The organism is Bradyrhizobium sp., from assembly GCF_035570375.1.
GTDB lineage: Bacteria > Pseudomonadota > Alphaproteobacteria > Rhizobiales > Xanthobacteraceae > Bradyrhizobium.
Window position 1 is genome coordinate 47,730 of record NZ_DATMLW010000198.1, and the last position, 25,890, is coordinate 73,619.

General features: G+C 62.4%; 25 protein-coding genes, 1 other RNA gene and 1 pseudogene. 16 read left to right on the plus strand and 11 right to left on the minus strand.

Going from position 1 to position 25,890, the window contains the following annotated elements; translation table 11 throughout:
• Nucleotides 1–4: 4 nt before the first annotated feature.
• From VNX23_RS21530 to tkt, 6 genes are all read right to left on the minus strand, one after another.
• The gene (locus VNX23_RS21530) at nucleotides 5–685 is read right to left on the minus strand and encodes a thiamine phosphate synthase (RefSeq protein ID WP_325633350.1); all 681 of its coding nucleotides are present in this window, start codon (nucleotides 683–685) and stop codon (nucleotides 5–7) included.
• Between the two features lie 329 nt (nucleotides 686–1,014).
• Nucleotides 1,015–2,040 (minus strand): class I fructose-bisphosphate aldolase, encoded by a 1,026-nt coding sequence (locus VNX23_RS21535; protein ID WP_325633352.1) that lies wholly within the window; start codon nucleotides 2,038–2,040, stop codon nucleotides 1,015–1,017.
• A 288-nt stretch (nucleotides 2,041–2,328) separates the two neighbouring features.
• Nucleotides 2,329–3,396: a class II fructose-bisphosphate aldolase gene (gene fba / locus VNX23_RS21540; RefSeq protein WP_325633354.1), complete on the minus strand. Its 1,068-nt coding sequence runs from the start codon at nucleotides 3,394–3,396 to the stop codon at nucleotides 2,329–2,331.
• A 256-nt stretch (nucleotides 3,397–3,652) separates the two neighbouring features.
• The gene (locus VNX23_RS21545) at nucleotides 3,653–4,861 is read right to left on the minus strand and encodes a phosphoglycerate kinase (RefSeq protein ID WP_325633356.1); all 1,209 of its coding nucleotides are present in this window, start codon (nucleotides 4,859–4,861) and stop codon (nucleotides 3,653–3,655) included.
• 193 nt (nucleotides 4,862–5,054) lie between these two features.
• The gene (gene gap / locus VNX23_RS21550) at nucleotides 5,055–6,077 is read right to left on the minus strand and encodes a type I glyceraldehyde-3-phosphate dehydrogenase (protein WP_325633358.1); all 1,023 of its coding nucleotides are present in this window, start codon (nucleotides 6,075–6,077) and stop codon (nucleotides 5,055–5,057) included.
• Between the two features lie 322 nt (nucleotides 6,078–6,399).
• A complete protein-coding gene (tkt, locus tag VNX23_RS21555) occupies nucleotides 6,400–8,385 on the minus strand; it encodes a transketolase (protein WP_325633360.1) in 1,986 nt (661 codons plus the stop codon).
• Nucleotides 8,386–9,283: 898 nt separating this feature from the next.
• On the opposite strand from tkt, the gene VNX23_RS21560 reads away from it, so the two are divergent.
• Nucleotides 9,284–9,559, plus strand: coding sequence for a DUF4164 domain-containing protein (locus VNX23_RS21560; protein ID WP_414643046.1), 276 nt, complete (start codon nucleotides 9,284–9,286; stop codon nucleotides 9,557–9,559).
• Nucleotides 9,556–9,939, plus strand: coding sequence for a cell division protein ZapA (locus tag VNX23_RS21565; RefSeq protein ID WP_325633362.1), 384 nt, complete (start codon nucleotides 9,556–9,558; stop codon nucleotides 9,937–9,939). The genes VNX23_RS21560 and VNX23_RS21565 overlap by 4 nt, the downstream gene beginning before the upstream one ends.
• A 293-nt stretch (nucleotides 9,940–10,232) precedes the next feature.
• Here VNX23_RS21565 and VNX23_RS21570 read toward each other — a convergent pair whose 3' ends face one another.
• On the minus strand, nucleotides 10,233–10,643 hold the full coding sequence (locus VNX23_RS21570) for a globin domain-containing protein (protein WP_325633364.1): 411 nt from the start codon (nucleotides 10,641–10,643) through the stop codon (nucleotides 10,233–10,235).
• 1,093 nt (nucleotides 10,644–11,736) lie between these two features.
• On the opposite strand from VNX23_RS21570, the gene ssrS reads away from it, so the two are divergent.
• From ssrS to VNX23_RS21585, 3 genes are all read left to right on the plus strand, one after another.
• Nucleotides 11,737–11,897: non-coding RNA, 6S RNA (gene ssrS / locus VNX23_RS21575), on the plus strand.
• 151 nt (nucleotides 11,898–12,048) lie between these two features.
• Entirely contained in the window at nucleotides 12,049–12,666 is a 618-nt protein-coding gene (locus VNX23_RS21580; protein ID WP_325633366.1) for a 5-formyltetrahydrofolate cyclo-ligase, read from the plus strand.
• Nucleotide 12,667: 1 nt separating this feature from the next.
• Nucleotides 12,668–13,492 (plus strand): TIGR00282 family metallophosphoesterase, encoded by an 825-nt coding sequence (locus VNX23_RS21585; protein WP_325633368.1) that lies wholly within the window; start codon nucleotides 12,668–12,670, stop codon nucleotides 13,490–13,492.
• An 81-nt stretch (nucleotides 13,493–13,573) separates the two neighbouring features.
• Here the strand turns inward: VNX23_RS21585 and VNX23_RS21590 are convergent, their stop codons facing one another.
• A complete protein-coding gene (locus tag VNX23_RS21590; protein WP_325633370.1) occupies nucleotides 13,574–15,001 on the minus strand; it encodes a methyl-accepting chemotaxis protein in 1,428 nt (475 codons plus the stop codon).
• A 49-nt stretch (nucleotides 15,002–15,050) separates the two neighbouring features.
• Nucleotides 15,051–16,811 carry a methyl-accepting chemotaxis protein gene (locus VNX23_RS21595; protein WP_325633372.1) on the minus strand — a complete coding sequence of 587 codons (1,761 nt, stop codon included), beginning with the start codon at nucleotides 16,809–16,811 and terminating at the stop codon, nucleotides 15,051–15,053.
• 199 nt (nucleotides 16,812–17,010) lie between these two features.
• Between VNX23_RS21595 and VNX23_RS21600 the strand changes: the two genes are divergently transcribed.
• From VNX23_RS21600 to VNX23_RS21635, 8 genes are all read left to right on the plus strand, one after another.
• Nucleotides 17,011–17,757, plus strand: a complete 747-nt coding sequence (locus tag VNX23_RS21600; protein WP_325633374.1) for a YebC/PmpR family DNA-binding transcriptional regulator — start codon at nucleotides 17,011–17,013, stop codon at nucleotides 17,755–17,757.
• 84 nt (nucleotides 17,758–17,841) lie between these two features.
• Nucleotides 17,842–18,369, plus strand: coding sequence for a crossover junction endodeoxyribonuclease RuvC (ruvC, locus tag VNX23_RS21605; RefSeq protein WP_325633376.1), 528 nt, complete (start codon nucleotides 17,842–17,844; stop codon nucleotides 18,367–18,369).
• A 178-nt stretch (nucleotides 18,370–18,547) separates the two neighbouring features.
• Nucleotides 18,548–19,165 (plus strand): Holliday junction branch migration protein RuvA, encoded by a 618-nt coding sequence (ruvA, locus tag VNX23_RS21610; protein WP_325633378.1) that lies wholly within the window; start codon nucleotides 18,548–18,550, stop codon nucleotides 19,163–19,165.
• Nucleotides 19,162–20,211, plus strand: coding sequence for a Holliday junction branch migration DNA helicase RuvB (gene ruvB, locus VNX23_RS21615; protein ID WP_325633380.1), 1,050 nt, complete (start codon nucleotides 19,162–19,164; stop codon nucleotides 20,209–20,211). Before ruvA ends, ruvB begins: the two co-directional genes overlap by 4 nt.
• A complete protein-coding gene (locus VNX23_RS21620; protein ID WP_325633381.1) occupies nucleotides 20,211–20,633 on the plus strand; it encodes an NUDIX domain-containing protein in 423 nt (140 codons plus the stop codon). The genes ruvB and VNX23_RS21620 overlap by 1 nt, the downstream gene beginning before the upstream one ends.
• A 122-nt stretch (nucleotides 20,634–20,755) precedes the next feature.
• Nucleotides 20,756–21,673, plus strand: coding sequence for a metallophosphoesterase (locus VNX23_RS21625; RefSeq protein ID WP_325633383.1), 918 nt, complete (start codon nucleotides 20,756–20,758; stop codon nucleotides 21,671–21,673).
• An 82-nt stretch (nucleotides 21,674–21,755) separates the two neighbouring features.
• Complete coding sequence (gene ybgC / locus VNX23_RS21630) at nucleotides 21,756–22,205, plus strand: tol-pal system-associated acyl-CoA thioesterase (protein ID WP_325633385.1); 450 nt, start codon at nucleotides 21,756–21,758, stop codon at nucleotides 22,203–22,205.
• A 104-nt stretch (nucleotides 22,206–22,309) separates the two neighbouring features.
• Nucleotides 22,310–22,777, plus strand: coding sequence for a nuclear transport factor 2 family protein (locus tag VNX23_RS21635; protein WP_325633387.1), 468 nt, complete (start codon nucleotides 22,310–22,312; stop codon nucleotides 22,775–22,777).
• 31 nt (nucleotides 22,778–22,808) lie between these two features.
• On the opposite strand, the gene VNX23_RS21640 is transcribed toward VNX23_RS21635, so the two are convergent.
• Complete coding sequence (locus VNX23_RS21640; protein ID WP_325633389.1) at nucleotides 22,809–23,453, minus strand: glutathione binding-like protein; 645 nt, start codon at nucleotides 23,451–23,453, stop codon at nucleotides 22,809–22,811.
• Between the two features lie 93 nt (nucleotides 23,454–23,546).
• Between VNX23_RS21640 and VNX23_RS21645 the strand changes: the two genes are divergently transcribed.
• Nucleotides 23,547–24,206, plus strand: a complete 660-nt coding sequence (locus tag VNX23_RS21645) for a TetR/AcrR family transcriptional regulator (protein WP_325633391.1) — start codon at nucleotides 23,547–23,549, stop codon at nucleotides 24,204–24,206.
• A gap of 65 nt (nucleotides 24,207–24,271) precedes the next feature.
• On the opposite strand, the gene VNX23_RS21650 is transcribed toward VNX23_RS21645, so the two are convergent.
• Nucleotides 24,272–25,237, minus strand: a complete 966-nt coding sequence (locus tag VNX23_RS21650; RefSeq protein WP_325633393.1) for a glyoxylate/hydroxypyruvate reductase A — start codon at nucleotides 25,235–25,237, stop codon at nucleotides 24,272–24,274.
• 136 nt (nucleotides 25,238–25,373) lie between these two features.
• Here VNX23_RS21650 and VNX23_RS21655 point away from each other — a divergent pair, with 136 nt between their 5' ends.
• On the plus strand, nucleotides 25,374–25,742 hold the full coding sequence (locus VNX23_RS21655; RefSeq protein ID WP_325633395.1) for a YciI family protein: 369 nt from the start codon (nucleotides 25,374–25,376) through the stop codon (nucleotides 25,740–25,742).
• Nucleotides 25,739–25,890, plus strand: a pseudogene (locus tag VNX23_RS21660) (RNA polymerase sigma factor); the annotation flags it as partial. The gene VNX23_RS21655 and the pseudogene VNX23_RS21660, both read left to right, overlap by 4 nt.

Here is a 25,890-nt window from a genome sequence, read left to right on the forward strand (position 1 = left end):
GGCGTCATCCCCGCTCTGCTCTGGCATTTGCGAAAACCGCCGCATGCGCTTGCCGGATCGTCTGCTCGGTCTGTTTCAGCGTGGCCGCAGCGCCATGCGGATCGGCCCAGATGAAGTCGCCGACCAGCACGAAATCCGCGCCTGCGCGGGCGAATTCGCCGGCCTCTTCGTGAGTTTCCGCAAAACCGACGCAGGGCGGCTCGAACAGTTCGTCCCACCATTGCAGCCGCTCGGCGATCGCATCGACCGACGGCCGCTGCCCGCGTTCATCGGGCTCGCCGAACAGCACGTAATCGGCACCGAGTTCGCCCGCCGTCATCGAATCGTGCCGTGTCTTCAGTCCGCCGCAGCCTGCAATGCGGTTTGGCTTCAGCGTCGGCAAGGCATCCTTCAACGCTTCGATGCCGCGTGCGTGTGAGCCATCGGCGCCACCACGCGCCACCAGTTCGACATTTCCATCGAGCAACAGCGCCGCGCCCGCATCCTGGATCGCGGGCGCAAGCGCCTTGACGGTGGAGATCATGCTGCGCTGGTCCACAAGTTTCAGCCGCAGCAACACGGCGGCGATATCGGCTTGCGCAAGCAGTTGCGGCAGGCTTTCCAGCAAGGCTTGCGGATCCTCCACAAGCGGCGTTGCGAGATAAAGGCGCGGCTGGGGACGGGACGAAACAGGCTTTACAGCCAAATCCAGGGCTCCGATTTCCGAAGTTCGCACACTATTGGGGCACCTCTGATGCGAACTTCGGAATCACAGGAGCTCCAGCAACTAATTGTTTCCAGTGTGGCTTTGAATTTGAAGTTCCTGTGACGAACTTGCGGAGAAACCGGCAGGAACTTCAAATTAGCCGCATTGGTGGCCCCGATTCTAACATTCGCCTCCCGTTTTGGCGGCCACTTTTGCCAATGTTAGAATCATAGGACCATTAGCAATATAAGTTTCCAGTGGAGTTTCGGATTTGACATTCGCATTGCGAGTCTGCGGCCAGGTACCTAACGAATGCCAAATCCACTCCACTAGGCCGCCTTCCTTTCGAGATCGCTCGCCCATTTACCGGTACTCGCCAGCCCATTCATGTGCGCGCGATGGGCAAAGGCCCGCTGTCCGGCGGCGACGTTTTCGGATTTGCCCGACCATGCCTTTTGTGGCGCGGCTTGCAGCGCGCGGCCATAGGAGAAGGTGACGGGCCACGGCAGATTGGGAATCGCGTTGATGGCGTTGAGATGCGTGGTCGCCTCCTCGTCCGACTGTCCGCCGGAAAGAAAGGCGATGCCGGGCACGGCCGCCGGCACGCAAGTCTTGAGCAGGCGGACGGTTTTCTCGGCGACTTCCTGCACAGAAGCCTGCCTGGCGGATTTCTTGCCGGCGATCGCCATGTTGGGTTTCAGGACCATGCCCTCGAGCGCGACGCGCTGCACGCGCAACTCCTGGAACGTCCTGTTGAGAACGTAGCTCGTCACCTCATAGCAGCGGTCGATATCGTGATCGCCGTCCATCAGCACCTCCGGCTCGACGATCGGCACGATCTGCGCGGCCTGGCACAGCGCGGCATAGCGCGCCAGTGCATGGGCGTTGACGCGGATCGCGGTCTTGCTGGGAATTCCATTGCCGATATCGATCACCGCACGCCACTTCGCAAAGCGCGCGCCGCGCTCGTAATATTTCTTCAACCGTTCGGCGAGCCTGTCGAGGCCGACGGTGACGAGTTCGCCCGGACAGTTCGGCAGTGCCTGCGTTCCTTCGTCGACCTTGATCCCGGGGATGGTGCCGGCCTGCTCGATCAGCCTGATCAGCGGCGTGCCGTCCTTGGCGTTCTGCCAGATGGTCTCATCGTAGAGGATGACGCCGGAGATATATTTGCTCATCGCCTCCTGCGAGCGGAACAGCATCTCGCGATAGTCGCGGCGATTGTCCTCAGTCGATTCCACCTTGATGGCGTCGAAGCGCTTCTTGATGGTGCCGGTGGATTCGTCGGCGGCAAGGATGCCCTTGCCCGGGGTTACCATGGCGACAGCGATTTTGTTGAGATCGGTGATATTCATCTGGAACATCCTCCGGTGGGTTGGGTGCATTTGCCCGATAAAATAGACGCAAGTTCATCCCTCCCCCGCGGCGCGGGGAGGGTGCATAGGCGACCTTCGGTCGCCGTCCTTAAATAGCAAGAACGCCGCTGCTTCGCATCGGCTATGCGCGAAGCGACGGTCGGGTGGGGGTGCCAACGTCATCGAGAAGGTTTAATGCTGAGAGGGGTGATTGAAAACCCCCACCCCGGCTCGCATTCGCTCGCCGACCCTCCCCGCAAGGGGGAGGGACAGGAGAGAGCCGCCGACTCAGGCAACTTTCGGATCGAGTTCGCCCTTGGCGTAGCGTTTGGCCATCTCGGCAGGGGTGAGCACCTTCCGAATCTTGCTGGCCTGGCCTGCGGTATTGAATTCTTCAAGCCGCTGCTTGCACAGCCTGGTCATCGCTTCCATCGCGGGCTTGAGATATTTGCGCGGATCGAATTCCTCCGGGTGCTCTTTGAGCACCTTTCGGATTTGCCCGGTCATCGCCATCCGGTTGTCGGTGTCGATATTGATCTTGCGCACGCCGTTCTTGATGCCGCGCTGAATTTCGGCGACCGGCACGCCCCAGGTCGGCTTCATCTTGCCGCCATTGGCGTTGATGATGTCCTGCAGATCCTGCGGCACCGATGATGAGCCGTGCATCACCAGATGCATGTTCGGCAGCTTGCGGTGAATTTCCTCGATCACGTTCATGGCGAGAATATCGCCGTCCGGCTTGCGGGTGAATTTGTAGGCGCCGTGCGAGGTGCCCATCGCGATCGCCAGCGCGTCGACCCGGGTCTGCTTGACGAATTTCACGGCCTCGTCCGGATTGGTCAGAAGCTGATCGTGCGAGAGCTTGCCTTCGGCGCCATGGCCGTCTTCCTTGTCGCCCATGCCGGTCTCGAGCGAACCGAGCACGCCAAGCTCGCCTTCCACCGAGATGCCGCCGAGATGGGCCATGTCGGTGACCTTCCTGGTGACGCCGACATTATAATCCCAGTCACCCGGCGTCTTGCCGTCGGCCTTCAGCGAGCCGTCCATCATCACCGACGTGAAGCCGGCCTGGATCGCGGTCATGCAGGTAGCCGGTTCGTTGCCGTGGTCGAGATGCACGCAAACCGGAATCTGCGGATAGATTTCGGTGACGGCGTCCATCATGTGCCGGAGCATGACGTCGTTGGCATAGGAGCGCGCGCCGCGCGAGGCCTGGATGATGACGGGAGCGTCGAGGCTGGAGGCGGCCTCCATGATCGCGAGCGCCTGTTCCATGTTGTTGATGTTGAAGGCCGGCACGCCGTATTCGTGCTCCGCCGCGTGATCGAGCAATTGGCGCAACGTGATCCTAGCCATAGGTACTGTTCTCCGTGTTGGCGCTGACGTGCAATATTCGTTGGATCAGCGCGTGACGAGACGGGCATGAAAAAAGGGCGGTGGACATGCCACCCTCTCCCCTTGTGGGAGAGGGTGGCGAGAATGAGCGGCAGCGAAATTCGAGCCGGGTGAGGGGTTTGTCACCGTGATAGAGACCCCTCACCAGCCTCGCTTCGCGCGGCACCCTCTCCCGCAAGGGGAGAGGGTATGCACCTCCGACGTTGTGGGTCTGACCTCATTTCATCCCGAGGTAGCGTACTTTTAGAATCTCAACGCCGGGCAGGGGTTTGCCTTCCATCCATTCCAGGAAGGCCCCGCCAGCGGTCGAAACATAGGTGAAATCGGCGGCCACCCCGGCCTGATTCAGCGCCGCCACCGTGTCGCCGCCACCGGCCACCGAAATCAGCTTTTTCGCCCTGGTCCGCTCGGCTGCATGTCTTGCCGCGAGTACGGTGCCGCGGTCGAACGGCGTCATCTCGAACGCGCCGAGCGGGCCGTTCCAGACCAGGGTTGCCGCATCATCGATCGCTGCGCGAATTCGCGCCACCGATTGCGGCCCGACGTCGAGAATCATGCCGTCGGGCGGTATGGCATCGAGACCATAGGCGTGAGATGGCGAATTGGCGGCAAATTGAAACGCCACCACCGCATCCACGGGGAGGATGATGGCGCAATTGGCGGCGGCCGCTTTCTCGACGATGCGCAGCGCCGTGGTGGCGAGGTCTTTTTCGGCCAGCGACTTGCCGACGCCTGCGCCTTGCGCATGCAGGAAGGTGTTGGCCATGCCGCCGCCGATCACCAGCGCATCGACCTTGCTGACCAGATTTTCAAGCAGATCGATCTTGGTGGAAACCTTCGCGCCGCCGATGATCGCGATGACGGGCTTGGTCGGCGCCTCGAGCGCCTTGTTCAGTGCGTCGAGTTCGGCCTGCATGGTGCGGCCGGCATAGGCGGGCAGCTTGTGGCCGAGACCTTCGGTCGAGGCGTGGGCGCGGTGCGCCGCCGAGAAGGCATCATTCACCCAGATGTCGCCGAGTTTTGCCAAACTGGCGACAAAGGCCGGATCGTTTTTCTCTTCTTCCTTGTGGAAGCGGGTGTTTTCCAGGCAAAGGACATCGCCGTCCTTCATCGCAGCGATCGCCTTTTCGGCGGCTTCGCCGATGCAATCGCCGGCAAACGCGATCTCTTTCTTGATCACTTGCGACAACGCCGCTGCAACCGGCTTGAGCGACTCCTTGGGATCGCGCCCCTTCGGCCGGCCGAAATGCGCAAGCAGGATCACCTTTCCGCCCTTGGCGGAGAGTTCGAGGATGGTCGGCGCGATGCGCTCCAGACGCGTGGTATCGGTCACGCGCCCGTTCTCCATCGGGACATTGAGGTCGACGCGCAGCAGCACGCGTTTGCCCTTGACGTCGACGTCATCGAGAGTGCGGAATTGCTTCATTGGATACCACGATTACGGAGGACCGAGGCGGCCCGACAGTCGATCTGCGGAATTCGGTCCACCTCTCCCCAGCGGGGAGAGGTCGGATTTCGAAGCAATCCGGGTGAGGGGAGCTATTCTCGCGGAAGACCTCAACCCCTCACCCGATTTGCTGCGCAAATCGACCTCTCCCTATGGGAGAGGTGATTCTTCCCTACAGCTTCTTTCCCATCGCCACGGCGGTGTCGGCCATGCGGTTGGAGAAACCCCACTCGTTGTCATACCAGGACATCACCCGCACCAGCGTGCCGTTCTGCACCTTGGTCTGGTCCATGTGGAACGTCGAGGAATGCGGGTCGTGGTTGAAGTCGATCGAGACGTTGGGCGCGGTTGTGTAGCCGAGGATGCCCTTGAGCTGCTGCTCGCTGGCGCGCTTCATCGCCTCGTTGATCTCTTCCTTGTTGGTCTTGCGCGAGGCCACGATCTTCAAATCGACCACCGAGACGTTGGGGACCGGCACCCGGATCGCAACGCCGTCGAGCTTGCCGTTGAGTTCCGGCAGCACCAGGCCGATCGCCTTGGCAGCTCCCGTCGAGGTTGGGATCATCGACATCGCGGCGGCGCGGCCGCGATAGAGATCCTTGTGCAGGGTGTCGAGCGTCGGCTGGTCGCCGGTATAGGCGTGGATCGTGGTCATGAACCCGCTCTCGATGCCGACAGTGTCGTGGAGCACCTTGGCAACGGGGGCGAGGCAATTCGTGGTGCAGGAGCCGTTAGAGACGACGAGATGATCCTTGGTAAGCCGGTCATGATTGACGCCATAGACGATGGTCGCATCGGCGTTTTCGGCCGGCGCCGAAATCAGCACGCGCCTGGCGCCCGCGGCCAGATGAGCGGAAGCCTTTTCCTTCGCCGTGAAGATGCCGGTGCATTCCAGCGCGATGTCGACGCCGAGTTGCTTCCACGGAAGTTTTGAGGGATCGCGCTCGGCGGAAACCTTGATCTTGCCGCTGTGGGTCGCGCCGTTGCTCAGGCTGATCGAATCGCCCTCGACCGTCACCGTGCCGGGGAAGCGGCCATGCACCGAGTCGTAGCGCAACAGGTGCGCGTTGGTCTCGACCGGACCGAGATCGTTGATCCCGACGACCTCGATATCCTTGCGGCCGGCCTCGGCGATTGCCCGCAGAATGTTGCGGCCGATGCGGCCAAATCCGTTGATCGCGACCCGGACTGCCATGGCTCGTTTCTCCTCTAAAGTGGTGTCGTCCCCGGGGGGATACGCTTTCCCTCGGAGATTTGGACGGCGGATCGCCCGGTTCGGCCGGACGAGGCTGGACTAGATAAAAGTTAGCTAGTCCTTTTTGCCGGCAAGCTCAACCGTTCGGGCGGTGTTTCGGCTCCACTTCACCTCTCCCGGGGGAGAGGTCGGCGCGCAGCGCCGGGTGAGGGCGTACGCTCTATCGAGGAACCTTGTCCCCTCACCCGATTTGCTGCGCAAATCGACCTCTCCCACGGGAGAGGTGGATCTCAAACCTGGCGAAAGCCTCACCTCATCATGCTTAACCCAAGCGCTTTTGAACTGCGTTGATCACCGCCTCCGCGGTAATGCCGAAATGCTTGAAAAGGTCCTTGGCCGGTCCACTTTCGCCAAAACCGTGCATGCCGATGAAAATGCCATCCTGGCCGATCACGGCGTCCCATCCCCAGCGCACCGCCGCCTCGATCGCAACCTTGACCGGCGCCTTGCCGATGACAGCTTCACGACGCTCGGCGGGCTGTTCGAGCAACAGCTCGAGCGAAGGCACGGAGACGACCCGCGCCGGAATGCCGCGTTCGGCCAGCTGTTTCTGCGCGGCGACCGCGATCTCGACCTCGGAACCGGTGGCAAACAGCGACACCCTGGCCTCGCCTTGTGCCGCAACCAGCTCATAGCCGCCATGGCTGCACGGATTGTCCGCAGGCGCGGAGGTCCGCAGTTGCGGCAGGTTCTGGCGGGTCAGCGCCAGCACGGTGGGTCCGCTGGTCCGGTTGAGCGCAAGTTCCCAGCATTCGGCGACCTCCACGGCATCGGCCGGTCGGAACACCCGCATATTGGGAATGGCCCGCAACGCGGCGAGATGTTCGACCGGCTGATGCGTCGGGCCGTCTTCGCCGAGCCCGATCGAATCGTGGGTCATCACATAGACCACGCCGGTACCCATCAGTGCGGCGAGCCGCATCGCAGGCCGGGCATAGTCGGTGAAGATCAGGAAGGTGGCGCCGTTCGGGGCGAAGCCGCCGTGCAGGAAGATGCCGTTCAAGGCCGCCGCCATGCCGTGCTCGCGGACGCCGTAATGGATGAAACGGCCCTTCGGGGTCTTGGCCGAAAAATCCACCGCCGATTTCGCCTTGTTGTTGTTGGAGCCGGTGAGATCGGCAGAGCCTGCCACGAATTCCATCGGCATCGCGGCGGCGATCGCCTCGATCGCGGCCTCGGAGGATTTGCGGGTGCCGACGTTCAGCGGATTTTCGAGCAGCGCCTTCTTGTGCGCCCGCAGCGCCTTTGCCAGCGAAGCGGGGCGCTCGTGCCGCAGGCGGCGCTCGAACTCGGCGCGCTTGCGACTTCCCAGTTCGGCAAAACGCGCTTGCCATTCCTGGTGCGCCACAACGCCACGGCGCCCGACCTCGCGCCAGGCCTTGAGAACGTCGTCGGGCACGGAGAACGGCTCGAGCGAAATGCCAAGGTTTTCCTTGGCGGCTTTCAGCTCATCGGCGCCGAGCGCTTCGCCATGGGCCTTGGCTGTGCCGGCCTTGTGCGGCGCGCCGTAGCCGATCGTGGTCTTGCAGGCGATCAGCGACGGCTTGTTGGATTTCTGCGCGCGCGCAATCGCCGCGGCGATTGCCTTTTGATCCTGGCCGTCGATCAGCTCGGCCGCCCAGCCGGCCGACTTGAACCGCTTCACCTGATCGACCTTGTCGGCGATCGAGGTCGGACCGTCGATCGAGATGCCGTTGTCGTCGTAGAGCACGATCAGCTTGTTGAGCCGCCACACGCCGGCGAGCGCAATCGCTTCCTGCGACACGCCTTCCATGAGGTCGCCGTCGGAACAAAGAACATAGGTACGGTGATCGACGATCTTCTTGCCGAATTCGGCTGACAGCATCCGTTCCGCAAGCGCCATCCCGACCGACGTCGCAAGGCCCTGGCCGAGCGGCCCGGTCGTGGTCTCGACGCCCTTGGTGCGAAAATTTTCCGGATGTCCGGGGGTGAGCGAATCGACCTGGCGGAAGCGCTTGATCTCCTCCAGCGTCATCTGTGAATTGCCGGTGAGGTACAACAGCGCATAGAGCAGCATCGAGCCGTGGCCGGCCGAAAGCACGAAGCGGTCGCGGTCCGGCCAGTTCGGATCGGCGGCATCGAATTTCAGAAATTGGGTGAACAGCACCGTGGCGACGTCGGCCGCGCCCATCGGCAGGCCGGGATGGCCGGACTTCGCCTTCTCGACGGCGTCCATCGCGAGCCCCCGGATCGCGTTGGCCATGCGGGAGTGATCGACATTCGTCATGATGAAAATCCGCCTGAAAATGAGGTGCTTGGCGCCTGGATGGAGATGCAAATTGCCGTGCGGGCGAAAGCCTGACGGGCAACGGGAAAGTCGGGGCTGGATAGCACCTCATTTCCGTCAAGTCCAAGCCAGTTCCGCCCAGTCCAAGCCAGTCAAACGCCTTCTGAGGCGGAAAAGTTGCTCGCGCATGATCCGGACCCGAAGGGCCGCGTTAGCGCAAAGTGGAAACCGGTCTTTCGAAAAGATCGTGCTCCGACAAAGAGATGATGATGCGATTCCGGCCGGTCGGGCAGGGGGCTGTGAATGTGGCGGGTACGATCATTTTGGGCTGAATTGCGATCGCGGTTTAATTTGTTGTTTAAGCGTGATCTTTTCGAAGAGCCGGTTTCCTTGACTTAAGGCAGTGCATAGCTTCGAACCGGCGTTGCGCTCGCCTCCCTTGCCACGTAAATTTCCCGCTCTAAACGCTTGCTAGTGCTCCGATTCCGAAGTTCGCAAAAATTCGCGGCGACCACCGATGCGAACTTCGGAATCATAAGGAGCACCAGTAAGCTGATGTTTTCTAGTGCGGTTTTTGAATTTGAAGTACCTATGACGAAGTTGCAGCAAAGCATGATAGGAACTTCAAATTCACCGCATTAGTGTGGTGGATTTGATATTCGCTTCAGTATCGCTGCGAGTCCTCATAGCCGATGTCAAATCCAAAACCACACTAAAATCCAATGCTTAGTGTCCTTTTGTTCTGACACTCGTAAACGAACCCGCCGCGGCAGGATACGAATGTCGGAACCGGGACACTAGACTGCCGATCTTGCTCGCGCGTCGGGTGTTCACGGGAGGTTGCGCGCTGTCTGTCACGAGCGAAAAACCCGCTACGACCGCATCAGGCCCCGAACCGGTGTCTGAGATCGATGCCGCCACGCGGCGCTTGATGGCCGCGCTTGACGGGTTGGAACGCGCCGTCGAGCGGCGGCGCGACGCCGACCGCGACGAGGATGAGTTGGCGGCGCGGATCCAGGCGTTGGGTGCGGATCGATCGCGGCTTGCCGACGAACTCGATGGATCGCTGGTGAAGACGCGCAAGCTGGAGCGTGTCAACCGCGAGATCGCAGAGCGATTGGATGCCGCGATCGGCACCATCCGCACCGTGCTCGATACGGGGGAGGGCTCATGAACCACATCAACGTCACCATCAACGGCCGGCAATACCGGATGGCCTGCGAGGAGGGCCAGGAGGTGCGGCTGCTCAAGCTCGCCGAGAGTCTGGAATCTCGGATCGGAAGCCTGCGCGGCAAGTTCGGCGAGATCGGCGACGCCCGCCTGACCGTGATGGCGGCGCTGACCGTGTGCGACGAATTGGTCGATGCCAGCAATCGCATCCGTGCGCTCGAACAGGAAGTCATTTCGCTGCGCGACGTTCGTGTCGCGGCATCCGATCGCGTCAAGGCGACGCAAGTGGCGGTGGCCAATGCCTTGAACGCCGCCGCCGAGCGAATCGAAAAGACCACGCAAGTGCTGAACCGCACCGTCGGCGGCGGTGTCGCGATCGGGTGAATCTGGATCAATCCGCGTCCCGCAAAACCCGGGTGACGGAGTGTAGGATTGCGCAAAGCGAAGCGTGCCCACCCTTTTCGGTCACATGATACGGCGTGTTACCCGTGTGGCGGACTTGCCTCACAGCAGCTTTCATCGCTTCGTCGAAAGTGGGTTGCGTCCCGCCGATCGGGGCGGAGGTCGTTCTGAGAGTGAAGGGTGGGCACGCTTCGCTTTGCCCACCCTACAATTTGTTCTGATCTTCTCTGGCTTGGTTTCAACCAATCCGCGCGCCGCGAAACCCGCGTGATAGTCTAGGCCTGCAAGGCCGCACGCAGCATCTCGGCCTGGACCGCGGCGTAGAGCGCCCTCCAGGATTCCCGCAGCTCCGGGGTAAACGAGGCGCCGAACTTGCGCTCAAGACTCCACATCAACGCCTCGCCCAATGCGTCATAGTGCGACGGCTGAACCCCAAACCTGGCATGCTGGCGGCCGGAATGCGTGACCAGAGACTGGAACATCGCGGGCTGGTCGAGCGAGCCGACCAGTTCGGCGATCATGTTCATCAGCTTGATACGCTGCCGCTCTATGTCGCCCGGGAACAGGTCTCTTGCCTCAGGCGAAAGCTCGAAGAATCGGCTGTAACACAGCTCCCCGATGTCGCGACTCATCGACCACATCGCGTCGAACGAATTCCTGATCTGGTCTGCCTGCTCGGGCGTCATTGATCAGACTGCCGCAATCTACAATGCTAAGTTGCTGAGCGATGCTAACGGATAAGCTCTCCAATCGCCAGCAAATACAGCCCTCGCCGAGGGTTCCTTCGCGGCCTGGGCGATGAATTTTATCAGTTTCGTGACAGGAAGGATCGCCTGCCGCGTCATGCAATCCTGCGTGCGTTGGCGCTGTAGGGTGGGCAAAGCGAAGCGTGCCCACCCTTTTTCTTTTCACGTGGCATCAAGGCGCGGCCACGATCGCAGAGCAAGGTCTTCAAGCGTAAAAAAGCGTTTGGCAACGTCGATATTGGGAGCGCGCCGTTCGCGACGACGTCGATCTGGAGCGGCATGTCAACGGTGGGCACGCTTCGCTTTGCCCACCCTACAGCTTCTTCAATCGTGGATGGCCGGGGACGAGCCTCGCCATCACACCGCAGAGGCAAGCGCCGCGTGCGCCAAAAAACGATTTTCGCGAATCATTTCAGGCTGATTTGGGCTGTCCAGTCCTTGCGCGAAAAAATTTTCGCTTTCGCCGTCGGGCAAATCACATCTAGCTTTTCGCCCGTCCTGCACTCGTCAGGAGGGGCGTACGCGTCGTCACGAACGTGGAGCGCGGGATGCGATGGACGCTGGATGCGTTGCAAGACGGGCGACGTGTTTTGCGGACGGCGAAGTCGTGTGGTCTTGATGTCTCGATGCTGGCATCAAGTCTTGCGGAATGTTCCGTGAGGCGACGGTGACAAACAAGCCCGATCACCGGAGAGAGCGCGAAGGAAACCGTAAAACCATCGCGCGGGGAATGCCGGAATGTTTCGGCCTACCTGTGGTGACTTTAGCTCGTGTGTTTTTTGTTTTTACACACGAGGCTGCGGGTGCGCAAAACACCCGGCATTCCCTGCGCCCTCTGTTCTCGGGCGTGATCCTGGCATAACTCGGGCGAACCGTGCTGCGAGAGCGCGGACGCTTGGCTGTTTGAAAATTGAATAATTCAGCGGGGTGTTCGTCTTCCACCCTCCAGGGGACGGTAAGGAAGGTGTTTTCCGCTTCCAGCTGATGCCGTCATCCGCTGGCGCTTCGAGAGCATCGCGGCTACATTGTCTTGGCGAGGCTGCGTCGCGCGTCAGGAGCCATATATCCCCGGGGCCTTATCGATCCTTAAGGGAACTGTCCCTGGCCGGGTCCGTGGACCCGGACATATGGTGCCCACCTACTTTCGTAGGGAACTCCGGGATCGAGTGCTTCAACGGCGTCGGCGGCTTCGCACTTTCTTTCCGGTTCGTCAGACCCGCGGAAGGCTTGTATCCAGTACCCGCGGCATTTCGACGTAAGCACCGAAGTCTCTGGAAGAGTGAATCGCCAGCCTCTGCAAGTGGGAATCACTGCCCTCGAAGGTGATAGCGAAAAACGATCCTGGATGGCTGCCTTGCCGACAGAGCGATCGAAAGCCGATCTCCGCGCCAAAGCGCTCGCCGCGCGCGATGGCTTGAGCGGCAAGCAGCGCGAAACCGCAGCGCTTGCGCTTGCCAAGCGCGGGCTGCCGGTCGAAATCACGCCGGGCCTGATCGTCTCCGGCTATTCGCCGATCCGCAGCGAGATCGACCCTCTTCCCCTGATGCGGTCGTTGGCCGAAAAAGGCGCGCGGCTTGCGCTGCCGGCGGTGCTGGCGCGCGGCAAGTCGCTGGCCTTTCGCGCATGGTCACCGCACGACCGCCTGGTGCTCGGGCCGCTCGGCATCCTCGAGCCTTCGCCCGCCGCGGCCGAACTCATTCCCGACATCTTGCTGGTGCCGCTCGCGGCGTTCGACCGCCTCGGTCACCGCATCGGATATGGCGCCGGGCATTACGATCATACGCTGGCGCATTTGCGCAACCCCACGATGGCGCATCTGCGCAAGGTGAAGATCAAGCCCGTCACCGCCATCGGGCTTGCCTTCGCCGCCCAGGAAATCGCGGCGGTTCCGGCATTGTCGCACGACGTGGCGCTCGATTATGTGCTAACCGAAAAGAAAGTGTTCGATTTCCGGAGCATGTAACTTGCGCATTTTGTTCGTGGGCGACGTCGTCGGCAGAGCCGGGCGCACCGCCGTTTCAGAGCTTCTCCCGGGCATGGTCCGCGACTGGTCGCTCGATCTCGTGGTCGTCAATGGCGAGAATTCCGCCGGCGGATTCGGCATCACCGAGGCGATCTATCGTGAACTGATCGATGCCGGTGCCGACGCGATCACGCTCGGCAATCACGCCTGGGACCAGCGCGAGGCACTGGTCTTCATCGAACGCGCGGACCGGCTTGTTCGCCCGCTGAATTTTCCGAAGGGAACGCCGGGCCGCGGTGCGGCGCTGGTCGAAGCCAGGAACGGCAAGCGCGCGCTCATCGTCAACGCCATTGGCCGCGTGTTCATGACGCCGTTCGACGATCCGTTCGCCTGCATCAACCGCGAACTCGATTCCTGCCGCCTCGGCGAGGCGGCGGACGCCATCGTGGTCGATTTCCATTGCGAGGCGACGAGCGAGAAACAGGCGATCGGATTTTTCTGCGACGGCCGCGCCAGTCTCGTGGTCGGCACCCACACCCATGTGCCGACCTCCGACCACCAGATTCTGCCCGGCGGCACCGCGTACATGACCGACGCCGGGATGACCGGCGATTATGATTCGATCATCGGCATGCAGAAGGAAGAGCCGATGCGGCGCTTCACCACCGGCATTCCGCAGGCGCGCTTCGAGCCGGCGCTGGGCGCGGCGACGTTCAGCGGGCTTGCGGTGGAGACCGACGACAGAAGCGGGCTTGCGCTCCGCGTCGCACCGGTTCGCACAGGCGGCAGGCTCGAGCCGACGTTGCCGGGATTTTGGGCGAGTTAGCGCATCCCCGCCGGGGAGAGGTGATCAGCGTCCTGCGGACACGACGAATCATCCCGCTATAGCTGAGGCGCTATGACGTGCTCAGGAGTGCCGAAAACCCATGCGGAACGCACCCCAGTGGCGGCCGCGAACAAGGATCGGCGATGACAGATCCTTCATCAGGACGAAGTTGCCGCCACCCATGTCGCGCCGGTAGGTCTGCAGCAGAAACGGCCTGGTGTTTGCCGCGACCTTCTTCACCGCGCGATCGTTGAACAGCCGCCGGTTGCGGCAGTTGGCATTGTTCCAGACCGGGTCGGCGCCTTGCGGCTTGCGGTAGTTCGGATTGTGGGTCGGAAGATATCCGCCTCTCGCCCACGCCACGCAGAAGACGATGCGGGAATCGGACTTCTGCAGCGGGTCCTGGATCGGCGGCAGGATGCGGTCGGTGAACTCGACGTAATCGGTGAGGTATTGCTTGGGGTCGGTGCCGGGAATTTCGCGGTAGTTCTCGTCCATCAATTGATCGAGGCTGATTTCGCCGCGCGCGATTGCGGCTTCGAACGAGGCGGAAATCGTCTTCGCGGTTTCGATCACGGTGCGGATCAGCGGCGCATCCGCCGTCTCGATGCCGCTGTCGGCGATGAGCTCGATCAGATTTTCGGAGAGGTCGAGGAGCTTTGCGACCCGGTCGTCGGCACGTTTGAGGTCGCTCGAGGAGAGATCGACGCCGTCAGCGAGATTGCCGAGTTCGGAGATCACCATGTCGCAATGAGCAAGGTTCGAAGTGGCCGCCCTGGTGACGCCGTCAATCTCTTTCCTGACGGCGGTGAAGCCGTCCCGAACGCGAGCGATGATCCCCTTGATCTGCTCGGCGCCTTGACCGGCGTTCATCGCCCGCAGCGAGGCATCGCCGCTTTCGCCGATCAGATTGCCCACCTGGCCGTCGAGGTCGCGGACGGTATCGCCGATCAATTGCGTCGCCTGACGCGTCGCCTCCGCAAGGCTCTTCACTTCGCTGGCGACGACCGCAAAGCCCCGTCCCGCGCTGCCGGCTCGCGCCGCTTCGATGGTGGCGTTGAGCGCCAACAAGTTGGTTTGCTTGGCGATGGCCTCGATCGAGCCTGACACCTTGGCCACCTGCGCGAGCGCGCTGCCGACCGCGCCGAGGCGGATTTCGATGCGCCCCACCGCTTCGATCAATTCGGAGATATGCTGGACCGCCGTCTCCACCACATCGCGGGATTGCGTGATTTCGCCGACCGCGGCCGATGTCGCGGTTTGCACCGCTTGCGAAGCGGACGCGATATCGTGATTGGCGGAAACCATCGTCTCGGCCGTTCTTTGCAGATGCCCGAAACGGTCGGCCTGGGTGGAAACGCGCCCCGCGACTTCGCGCAGGTTTCCGGCAACATCGGCAAGTTCAACGCCGAGCCCACCGATCCCGTTCGCAAGCTGGTCGACCAGCCGTTCGCTGTCTGAAGGTGTGGCCGCAGCGCCTGATTGTCTGATGGCCTGTGCAACCGACATTGCCGCATTCCTCCGGATCAATAATTCCAATTCGCGAATTCACGCATTGTCAAAGCTTGTAGGCGGTGCGAAATCCACCCCAGTGCCGCCCCGTGACGCGGACCGGAACGTCGATCTCGCGCATCATCACGGTTTTGCCGTTGCCCATGTCGCGCGCATAACTCTGGATCAGATAAGAGCGCTGGTTGCGCCCTGCGGCGAGCCCCGCCGGGTCGTTGAAGATGCGCCGGTTGCGACTGTGGGCCGTGTTCCATGCGACATCGCCGGCGCGTTGCGGATGTGAATAGATCTTGTTGTGCACGGGCAAATAGCCGTTGCGGTCGATCATCACGCAGAACACCATCCGCGGGTCGCGGGCGAGGAAGGCTTCCTGGAACGGCGGCAGCGCGCGATCCGCCCAGTGGAGGATCTTTGTGCGGTGCTGCAGCGGGTTGGTGCCGGCGATCTCGACATAGTCGGTGTCGAACATGTCTTCGATCGAAATCTCCCCGCTTGCGACCGCGTCTTCGAAAATCCCGGTCAGCGCGGCGCCGGCTTCCATGGCGCGGGTGACGAATTCGGTGTTCTCGTCGCGGATCGACCACAGCTTGTCTTCGATTTTCTCGACGAACTCCGCGTCCCTTGTCTCGAAGTCGGCGTTAACCCCTGCCTTTGATCGCTCGCCGGTGCGAATGCGGCAGGCGCCGATGCTCTCGATCGTGGCATCGAGGGTTCGATGAACCGGCAGCGCGTCGGCGTCCGCTCCGCCGATCAGGAGGCTGCTCAAGGAAATCTGGTAGACGGATGCGGAAATCGGCCGATGCGCGGTCCTTATTTCGATCTTGAGATTGCACGGCAGCCGCTCGTAATTGCGCTGGTTCGCGTGCAGGTCCTTGCCCAGCAGCACCGCGCAGCGCGATTTGAGTTTTTGTGCAAGCATGGTGACGGACTTGCCGGCACCGGCGACATGCTCGCCATGGGTCTCAGCCTCTCGCGCGGCGTTGTCGATCTCGATGGCGCTTTCGCCAACGGAAGCGATGAAGTGCGAGGCGGTGGCGACGTTCTCGGTCATCTGGCCGGTGGTCTGGTTCTGCTCGGTCACCGAACCGTTGACCTTGTCGAATACCGGCCGGATCGCCTGTATGGCCTGCGAGATCCGGTGCACGGCATCGACCGAGCCCGCCGCGTCCCTTTGCAGCGCGTCGATTTTCTTCTTGATCTCCTCGGTGGCGTCCTGGGTCTGCACCGCCAGCGCCTTGACCTCGGAGGCAACTACGGCGAAGCCGCGACCGGCAGCGCCGGCGCGCGCCGCCTCGATCGTCGAGTTGAGTGCCAGCAGTGTCGTTTGTCGTGCGATCTGCGCGATCAAATTGACGACATTGCCGATCGCCGCCGAGGACTCCTTCAGTCGGTCGACATTGGCGCTCGCTTCCTCCACCGCGGCGCTGGCCTGATCGGCGAGCTTGCCGGCATCGCGCACCTGCGAGCCGATGTCTTCGGCCGAATGGGTGAACTTGTCGGCGGCCTGCGAGAAGATCTTGGCGGTGCTTTGCGCGGCGCTGCTTCGTCCGCTGAGCGCATCGGTGCGTTGGCGGATCATGGAAAGGGTCGCAGCCGTAGCCTCGGCCCCGCCGGCGACGGAACTCGCCGCGCGCTCGAGCTGGCGGATCATTCCACCGAGTTCGAGTTCGAGCAGTTCGAGGATTTGCCGGGCCGAATCGACGTCGGACGCAACCGGGAACTCGACCGCCGGTTCGGTCTTCACCGACTCCGGCCTGGCCGCTGGCGCGGGCGATTCAGCCGGGCGTCTTCGGAGTAGTCCAAACGCCATGGGTTCTCTCAGAAATGGGTGTTATCGATCATCCTCCCATCGCGTCATGAAATCAGGGTTAACGATTGCCTCATTCGTGGGCAGTTCGGCCTATCCACATACCGAAAACCGGGCCAAATTTTTGATTTTGCCAAGTTACCGGCCTATAACGCCGCCCTTTCCAACAAAACCGTCGCGGACGAATCCCGAAAGTTAACGCATGGCCGGCCATTCCCAGTTCAAGAACATCATGCACCGCAAGGGCCGCCAGGATGCCCAGAAGTCGAAACTGTTCGGCAAGCTGGCGCGGGAAATCACGGTGGCTGCGAAGCTTGGCACTCCGGATCCGGCGATGAACCCGCGCTTGCGCGCTGCCGTCATTGCCGCTCGCCAGGAGAACATGCCCAAGGACAATATCGAGCGCGCCATCAAGAAGGCGATTGGTGGCGATAGCGAGAACTACGACGAGATTCGCTACGAAGGCTACGGGCCGGGTGGCGTCGCCGTGATCGTCGAAGTCCTGACCGATAACCGCAACCGCGCCGCCTCCGACATCCGTTCCTACTTCACCAAGTCCGGCGGCAATCTCGGCGAAACCGGCTCGGTCGCCTTCATGTTCGACCGCACCGGCGTCATCGAATACGACGCCAAGGTCGCCTCCGACGATGCGATGCTGGAGGCGGCGATCGAGGCTGGCGCGGATGACGTCGTGTCAAGCGAAAGCGGCCATGAAATCTATGCTTCGCAGGAAACCTTTCGCGACGTCGCCAAGGCGCTGGAGGCGAAGTTCGGCGAGCCCCGCAAGGCGGCACTGATCTGGAAGCCGCAAAACACGGTGTCGGTGGACGACGAGTCCGGCGAAAAGCTCCTGAAGCTGCTCGATCTTCTCAACGAACACGACGACGTGCAGAACGTCTACGCCAATTTCGAAGTCTCGGACGCGCTAGTTGCCAGGATGGGTGCCTAAAAAGTCGATTTCTCCGCGCTTCGGTCGTTGATGGCGAATTGCCCTCGCTAGGCGCGAAACACCGCCATGGGGTATAGATTCCCCATGAACTCCCAGCCGATTCGCTCGCCCGTCCGCATCCTCGGCATTGATCCCGGGCTTCGCCGCACGGGTTGGGGCGTGATCGAGGTGGACGGTAACCGGCTCGCCTACGTCGGCTGTGGATCGGTCGAGCCACCGGAAAATCTGCCGCTGGCAAGCCGTCTTTTGACCATCCATGAAGGGTTGGCCGCCGTGCTCGGCAATTTCCGCCCGGCTGAGGCCGCGGTCGAACAGACCTTTGTGAACAAGGACGGCGTCGCCACCCTCAAGCTCGGCCAGGCGCGCGGCGTTGCGATGCTGGCGCCGGCGATGTTCGGAATTTCGGTTGCCGAATATGCGCCGAACCAGGTCAAGAAGACCGTGGTCGGCGCTGGCCATGCCGACAAGAACCAGGTGTTGGTGATGTTGAAGATTCTGTTGCCCAAGGCCGAGCCGAAATCCCCCGATGCCGCGGACGCGCTCGCGATTGCCGTGACGCATGCGCATCATCGCCACAGCACCACACTGCGCCTGAGGATGCTGGAAGTATGATCGGCGGACGTCTGTTTCAGCCGTCATGGCCGGGCATAGCCGTTCGAAGAACGGCGTCGCTGCCGCGCGCCCATGCCCGGCCATCCACGTCTGCGAGATGGGCAAAGAAAGACGTGGATGCCCGGCACGAGGCCGGGCATGACGAGCGGGAAAATTTCGCCTTGTCCGGGTCGTCACTATGATCGGCAAGCTCAAAGGCCTGATCGATTCCTACGGCGAGGACTTCGTCATCCTCGACGTAGGCGGCGTCGGCTACCAGGTGCATTGCTCCGCCCGCACGCTGCAGGCGCTGCCGGCGCAAGGCGAAGCCGCAGTGCTCTCGATCGAAACTTATGTTCGCGAAGATCAGATCAAGCTGTTCGGCTTCAAGAGCGACGTCGAGCGCGAATGGTTTCGCCTGCTGCAGACGGTGCAGGGCGTGGGCGCCAAGGTGGCGCTCGCCGTGCTCGGAACGTTGCCGCCGTCGGATCTCGCGAACGCGATCGCTCTGCGTGACAAGGCCGCGGTGACGCGCACGCCGGGCGTCGGCCCGAAGGTCGCCGAGCGTATCGTCACCGAATTGAAGGACAAGGGGCCGGCCTTTGCCAATGTCGATCCGGCTGTGGTGCGTCTTTCCGGCGCGATCGACAACGAGCGCGCGCCGCGCCCCGTCACGGATGCGATCTCGGCGCTGGTCAATCTCGGTTACGGCCAACCTCAAGCTGCCGCCGCGATCGCGGCCGCCTCGCGCAGCGCCGGTGAAAACGCGGAAGTCTCGCAACTGATCCGGCTTGGGCTGAAGGAGCTGGCAAAGTGAACCCGCCCTCCCGCATCGTCACGCCCGAACGCCGTACCGAGGATACCGGCGACACCGCGCTGCGGCCGCAATTTCTGTCGGATTTCGTGGGCCAGGCGCAGGCGCGCAAGAACCTCTCCATCTTCATCGAGGCGGCGCGCAAGCGCGGCGAAGCGCTCGATCATGTGTTGTTCGTAGGCCCTCCGGGGCTCGGCAAGACCACGCTGGCTCAGATCGTCGCGCGCGAACTCGGCGTCGGCTTCCGTGCCACTTCGGGACCTGTGATTGCCAAGGCCGGCGATCTCGCCGCCCTTCTCACCAATCTGGAAGAGCGTGACGTGCTCTTCATCGACGAGATCCATCGCCTGAGCCCTGCGGTGGAAGAAGTGCTTTATCCAGCGATGGAGGATTTCCAGCTCGACCTTATCATCGGCGACGGACCGGCGGCGCGCTCGGTGAAGATCGAATTGGCAAAATTCACGCTCGTCGGCGCCACCACGCGCGCGGGCCTCCTGACCAATCCATTGCGCGACCGCTTCGGCATTCCGGTACGGCTGAATTTCTACAGCGAAGACGAACTGGAAATGATCGTCAGGCGCGGTGCTCGCGTGCTTCAGATCGGGATGACGGGCGACGGCGCCAACGAGATCGCCCGCCGCGCGCGCGGCACGCCGCGGATCGCAGGACGCCTGTTGCGGCGGGTGCGGGATTTTGCTTCCGCCTCGGATGCGGCCTCGATCGATCGCGCCATTGCCGATCACGCGCTGAGTTCGCTCGAGGTCGACGCTGCCGGCCTGGATGCCATGGACCGCCGTTATCTTTCGACCATCGCCTTGAACTACGGCGGCGGTCCGGTCGGCGTGGAAACGCTTGCCGCGGCGCTGTCCGAGCCACGCGACGCCATCGAGGACATCATCGAGCCCTACCTGATCCAGTGCGGCTATCTTCAGCGCACTCCGCGCGGGCGGCTGTTGACCTCGCATGCATTCCGCCATCTCGGCCTCGCCGAGCCCACGCGCGATGCCGCGCAATTCGGCCTGTTCGGCACCGGCGGCGAGGACGAGTGATGGACACCGCAACGATCAAGATCGTCGCCGCATTGATCTCTGATGAGACGGGCCGCGTGTTGCTCGTGCGCAAGCGAGGGACCCGCACCTTCATGCAGCCGGGCGGCAAGCGCGATTCCGGCGAAGATGACATCGCCGCGCTCTCGCGCGAGATCGCGGAGGAACTCGGCTGCGGAATTGTGCCCGCCTCGATCCGGCCGCTCGGCGAGTTCAACGCGGTTGCGGCAAATGAGCCGGGGTTTTTTGTGCAGGCCAGCCTGTACCGGATCGATGTGACCGGCGAGATCACCCCTAACCAGGAGATCGACGAAGCGATCTGGATCGACCCGGCTGCGCCTCCCGACGTTGATCTCGCGCCGCTGACGCGCGATCATGTCCTGCCGCTTGCCGTCGCAACAACGTCGGCGGCAAATGTCGACTGACATCTCGCTTCTCGATGGCGCGAGCCTCAAAGCTGCCAACCCGTTAAGCATCCGGCCGCTGATACCGCAATTCCGCTTCAATCTGCCGTCATGAACGCGGCGAAACCGTAGTCGGCCGTCTCATGATCTCACGCCGTCAATTCTTCCAGTCCGTCGGTGGTCTCGGCGCGCTCACCACGTCGACCACGGCTTATGGTTTTGGTGAACCGGTGCTGCGGCTCGACGTGACTTCCTACGATATCCGGCCGCCGCGCTGGCCGGCCGATCTCGAACTCAGGATTGCCGCGATCGCCGATTTGCACGCTTGCGATCCCTGGATGTCGCTCGATCACGTTGAAGCGATCGTCCGTCGCACCAATGCGCTGAGGCCCGACATCATCGTGTTGCTCGGCGACTATGTCGCGGGCCATCACCACATCACGCGCCGAATTCCGGCCGAGGAGTGGGCGGGTGTGCTGGCAGGGTTGAAGGCGCCGCTCGGCGTGCACGCCATTCTCGGCAACCACGACTATTGGGATGACCGCACCGTGCAGCGGGAAGGGCAGGGCACGACCATCGCTCGCCGCGCCATCGAGGCCGCGGGCATTCCTGTTTACGAGAACGAGGTGGCGCGGCTTGCGAAAGGAGGCCGCGCGTTCTGGCTTGCCGGGCTGGGCGACCAGCTGGCCTATCTGCCGGCGCAGCGGTTCCGTCCCGTGCGGCGCATCGGCGTCGACGACCTCGGCGCGACGCTTGCGAAGGTAACGGACGATGCGCCGGTCGTCCTGCTCGCGCACGAGCCCGACGTCGCGGTCCGCGTGCCTTCGCGGATCGCGTTGCAGCTTTCCGGCCATACGCATGGCGGCCAGGTGCGGCTGTTCGGCCGGTCGCCGGTGGTGCCATCGCGTTACGGCAATCGGCTCGCCTATGGTCATGCGCACGTCAACTGCGATGTGATCGTCTCCGGCGGGCTCGGCTGCAGCATCGTGCCGTTCCGCCTCGGCGTCCCGCCCGAGATCGTGCTGGTGAGGCTCGCCCAGCAAATTCCAGCCTTATCGTAATTGTCACGGGCGCAAGCCGCGCTTGCGTGCGATAAGATTTTGCGCAAAACCGTGCCCTTTACCTGTGATCAAGGGGCCGGAATTGACACCTATCAATCTCGACGGCGTCATCCGCGACGGCCGCCATCACATGCAGGTCCGGGTTTACTACGAGGACACCGATTTTTCCGGGATTGTGTATCACGCCAACTACCTGCGCTTCATGGAGCGCGGCCGCACCAACCATCTGCGGCTGATGGGCGCGGAGCAGCACGCGCTGTTTGCGGAAGCGGAGGCGGAAACGCCGAGCTTCGCTTTCGTCGTGCGTTCGATGAGGATCGACTTCCTGAAACCCGCGCGAATGGACGACGTCCTCGATGTGGTGACCTGGCCGCTCGCGGTGAAAGGCGCTTCCATCACGCTGGCGCAGGAAGTGCGGCGCAATGATCATGTGCTGGTCAAGGCCGAGGTGCGCGTCGCTTTCATCAGCGAGGGGCGGGCACAGCCGATCCCGAAATGGCTGCGCCACTTGATGAAGGCCGATCTGGATTAGCGGTCGTGATATGGGCGGACGCTATCGGCCGATGGGCAGAGCGCTATCGACTTTACGAACGCTGCGGATAAACTTGGCCGCCTTACCGATACCTCGAGGTCACCATGTCGCGCCCACCGCTTCCGCCTTTCACCAAAGAGACTGCCGCGCAGAAGGCCCGCATGGCGGAGGACGCCTGGAATTCACGCGACCCGGAGCGGGTCGCGCTCGCCTACACCGAGGACAGCCGCTGGCGCAATCGCTCCGAATTTTTTCAGGGCCGCGCTGCGATCGTGGCGTTTCTCAAGCGCAAATGGGCGAAGGAACTCGATTATCGCCTGATCAAGGATCTCTGGGCGTTCGACGGCAACCGCATCGCGGTTCGCTTTCAATACGAATGGCACGACAATGCCGGGCAGTGGCACCGCTCTTACGGCAACGAGCAATGGGAGTTCGACGAGCATGGCCTCATGCGCCGGCGTGAAGCCAGCATCAACGACATCGACATCGCCGAAAAGGATCGTCGCTTTCACTGGAGCGCGCCGGGGCCGCGCCCGGCGGATGTGCCTGGCCTGAGCGACAGCCCGTTCTGATCCGCAAGGGCGCCCGCCGGAACGACAATCATCAGGCGGCCGTCCTGTGGCGCGCGACTTCGGCCTTGTACAGCTCGAGCTCTTCGGCGATCGCTCTCGCGACGCTCGGGCGCGCGCGAAGCCGCTCGTAATAGGCCTTCACGGCGGGCCATTTCGTCAGTTCGATTTGCGGCGTCGCAAAGCTCCAGTTGATGGCGGTGACGAGATAGGCGTCCGCGACGGTGAAATGGTCGAGCAGGAATTCGCGACCCTTGAGATAGTTGTCGAGATGGTCGAGCCGGGAAAGGCCTTTGCAGAGAATGTAGGCCTTCACCTCGGCTGGCGCCTTCCTGTCGAGCATGGTGGAGAACAGTCCCTTGTGCAGCTCGGTACCGATGAAACAGAGCCATTGCTGCAACCGGCTGCGTTCCATGCCGGGTCCACTGGAAATCCGCGCTCCCGGAAAGCTATCGGCGACATATTGCAGGATGGCCGCGTTCTCGGTCAGCACCTGACCATCGTCGGTGCGCAAGGTCGGCACCAACCCAAGCGGATTCACCTGCCGAAAATCCGAGCCGTCGTTCTGTACCAGTTTGGTTCTGGGATCGACCTCGAGATAGTTGGCTCTGGCACCGGCCTCGTTGAGCGCGATCCTCGTGGCCATCGAACAGGCAAGCGGTGAGAAATACAGGTCCATGCGCATCTCCCTGGCGTTTGGGCTTGATTGACGGTGAAGTTATTTTTATACTGTTTCGCACAAAATAACTCGCGTCAAGGAATTTTTTGCAAGATGGTACAAAAAAGACGAGAACTGCTGTCCAAGCCTGATGCGCCATCGCCTTCGCGCGGGCGCCGCGGTCGGCCGCGCGCCTATCAGCCGGAGGTCGCGCTTGGCAAGGCGCTTGACCTGTTCCGGCGGGATGGCTTCGCCGCGACTTCGCTCGACGATCTCAGCGCAGCCACCGGGATGAATCGTCCGAGCCTCTATGGCGCTTTCGGCGACAAGCGCGAACTCTATATCAAGAGCTACCAGCGTTATCGTGACGATGCGCGAGCCGCGATGATCGATGTGTTTCGGATTGAAATGCCGATCCGCAAACGGCTTGAGCGAATCTATTCGATAGCGCTCGACATCTATCTCTCCGGTGAAGCCGGGCCGCGCGGTTGCTTCACGGTGATGACCGCGGCGTCAGAAGCAGTCGGTGATCCGCAAATCCGCGCCATGGTGCTGGAGGGATTTTTCGAACTCGACAAGGCGTTCGCGCGCTGCTTCCGCCTTGCCAGCGAAAAAGGCGAGTTGCCTGCGTCGACCGATCCGGCGGTGCTCGCCCAGATCGCATCAGCGACCATGCATTCCATGGCCATCCGGGCGCGGGCACGCGTGCCGCGCAAGGAACTGGAGGCGATGGCAAAGGGCGCGATCGATGTGATGTGTGGTGAGAAAGGCTAAGCGAGGAGCTTTGTTTGAATCGCTTTGTCAGCAGGCTCGACTAACCTCTCCCCGGTCTGGAGAGGCTAGTAGCCACGTGCGGGATCGACGACGTTCTCAAGTGTCTGGCCTGCTTCAAAGCGCGCGATCTGGCGCGCGACATAGCGCGAGATTTCGTCGGGGTCGGTGTCGGCGGCGTTGTGGGGCGTCAGCACGACCTTCGGATGGGTCCAGAACGGGCTCTCGGGCTGAAGCGGCTCGGCGGCGTAGACATCGAGCGAGACGGCGCCGAGCGTGCCGTCATCGAGGCAAGCAAGAATGTCGGCTTCGTTCTGCAAGCCGCCCCGACCGGCATTGATCACGACCGGCGCTCCCATCGGACTTGAGCGGCTCAACTTCGCAAACAGCTCGCGGTTGAGGATCCCCCGCGTGTCCGGTGTCAACGGTAACAGGCAGACGAGAATGTCGGTCTGGCGCAGAAACGCATCGATCTGCGCTTTGCCGTGAAAGCATTCGACGCCGGCAATCGTCTTCGGGCTGTTGCTCCAGCCCGCAACGCGAAAGCCGATCCGCCTCAACGCGTCCGCCGCGTCGGTACCGAGCGTGCCAAGACCCATGATGCCGACCGAAATCGCGCCGGCCGGCCATTGATATTTCGGCGCCCACCGTTTTTCGCGTTGGCTGGCGCGCAAGTAAAGTTCCTGCCGGTGATGCATCAATACATGCAGCACGACATATTCCGTCATTCGACGCGTGAGATCGCCGACCGCGACGCGAACCAGCGGTACTTTTGGCAACGATTTGTCGGCCATCAACGCGTCGACCCCGGCGCCGAGGTTGAAGATGACGCGCAGGTTGGGGAAGGCGGCGAGTTCGCCGGGCGCCGGCTTCCAGACCGCGGCATAGTGAACCGCGGCGGGGTCGCCTTGGCCCCCGGGCAGCAGCCAGACGGGTCGATCCCCGCAGACCTCGTCGAACCGGCGCTTCCACCGCTCGGGCGACCAGTTTTCGGTCCCGCCGTGAATGAGCAGGGCGAGCGTTGCCTTGTTCATCGCAATCTTGCCTTCCCGCTCTTTCGAATCCGCGAACGACCTTACCGGGGTGGGTTCCCAGTACAAAATATTTCCTTAATTCCCGTCGGGAGGGGTCATACTCAACCGTCCTAGGCCAAGAAGGGAACCCTTGCCGATGCTTTATGCCATCCTTTGCTACCACGACGAGGATCTAGTCGGCTCCTGGACGCGCGAACAGGACGCGGCCGTCATGTCGAAGCTTGCGGTCGTGCACGACAAATTGAAAAAAGCGGGCCGGCTCGGCCCGGTCGCCCGGCTGTTGCCGACGACCGCGGCGACGACGCTGCGCAAGGACGGTCCGCCGGTCGTGCTCGACGGCCCCTATGCCGAGACCAAGGAGCAACTGCTCGGCTTCTATGTTGTCGACTGCGAGAATCTCGACGATGCGATTGGCGTGGCGCGCGATCTCGGAGCTGCCAATCCGGGTGGCGCCTACGAGATCCGTCCCGTCGGCCTGTTTCAGCCCGGAGGCCCCACTAAGTGACCGATAGCGCCTGGATCGATGCCGCGCTGACGTCGGCGCGTCCCCAGGCGGTCGGCGCGCTGCTGCGTTATTTCCGCAATCTCGACACCGCCGAGGAAGCCTTTCAGAATGCGAGCCTGCGCGCGCTGAGGAGCTGGCCGCAAAACGG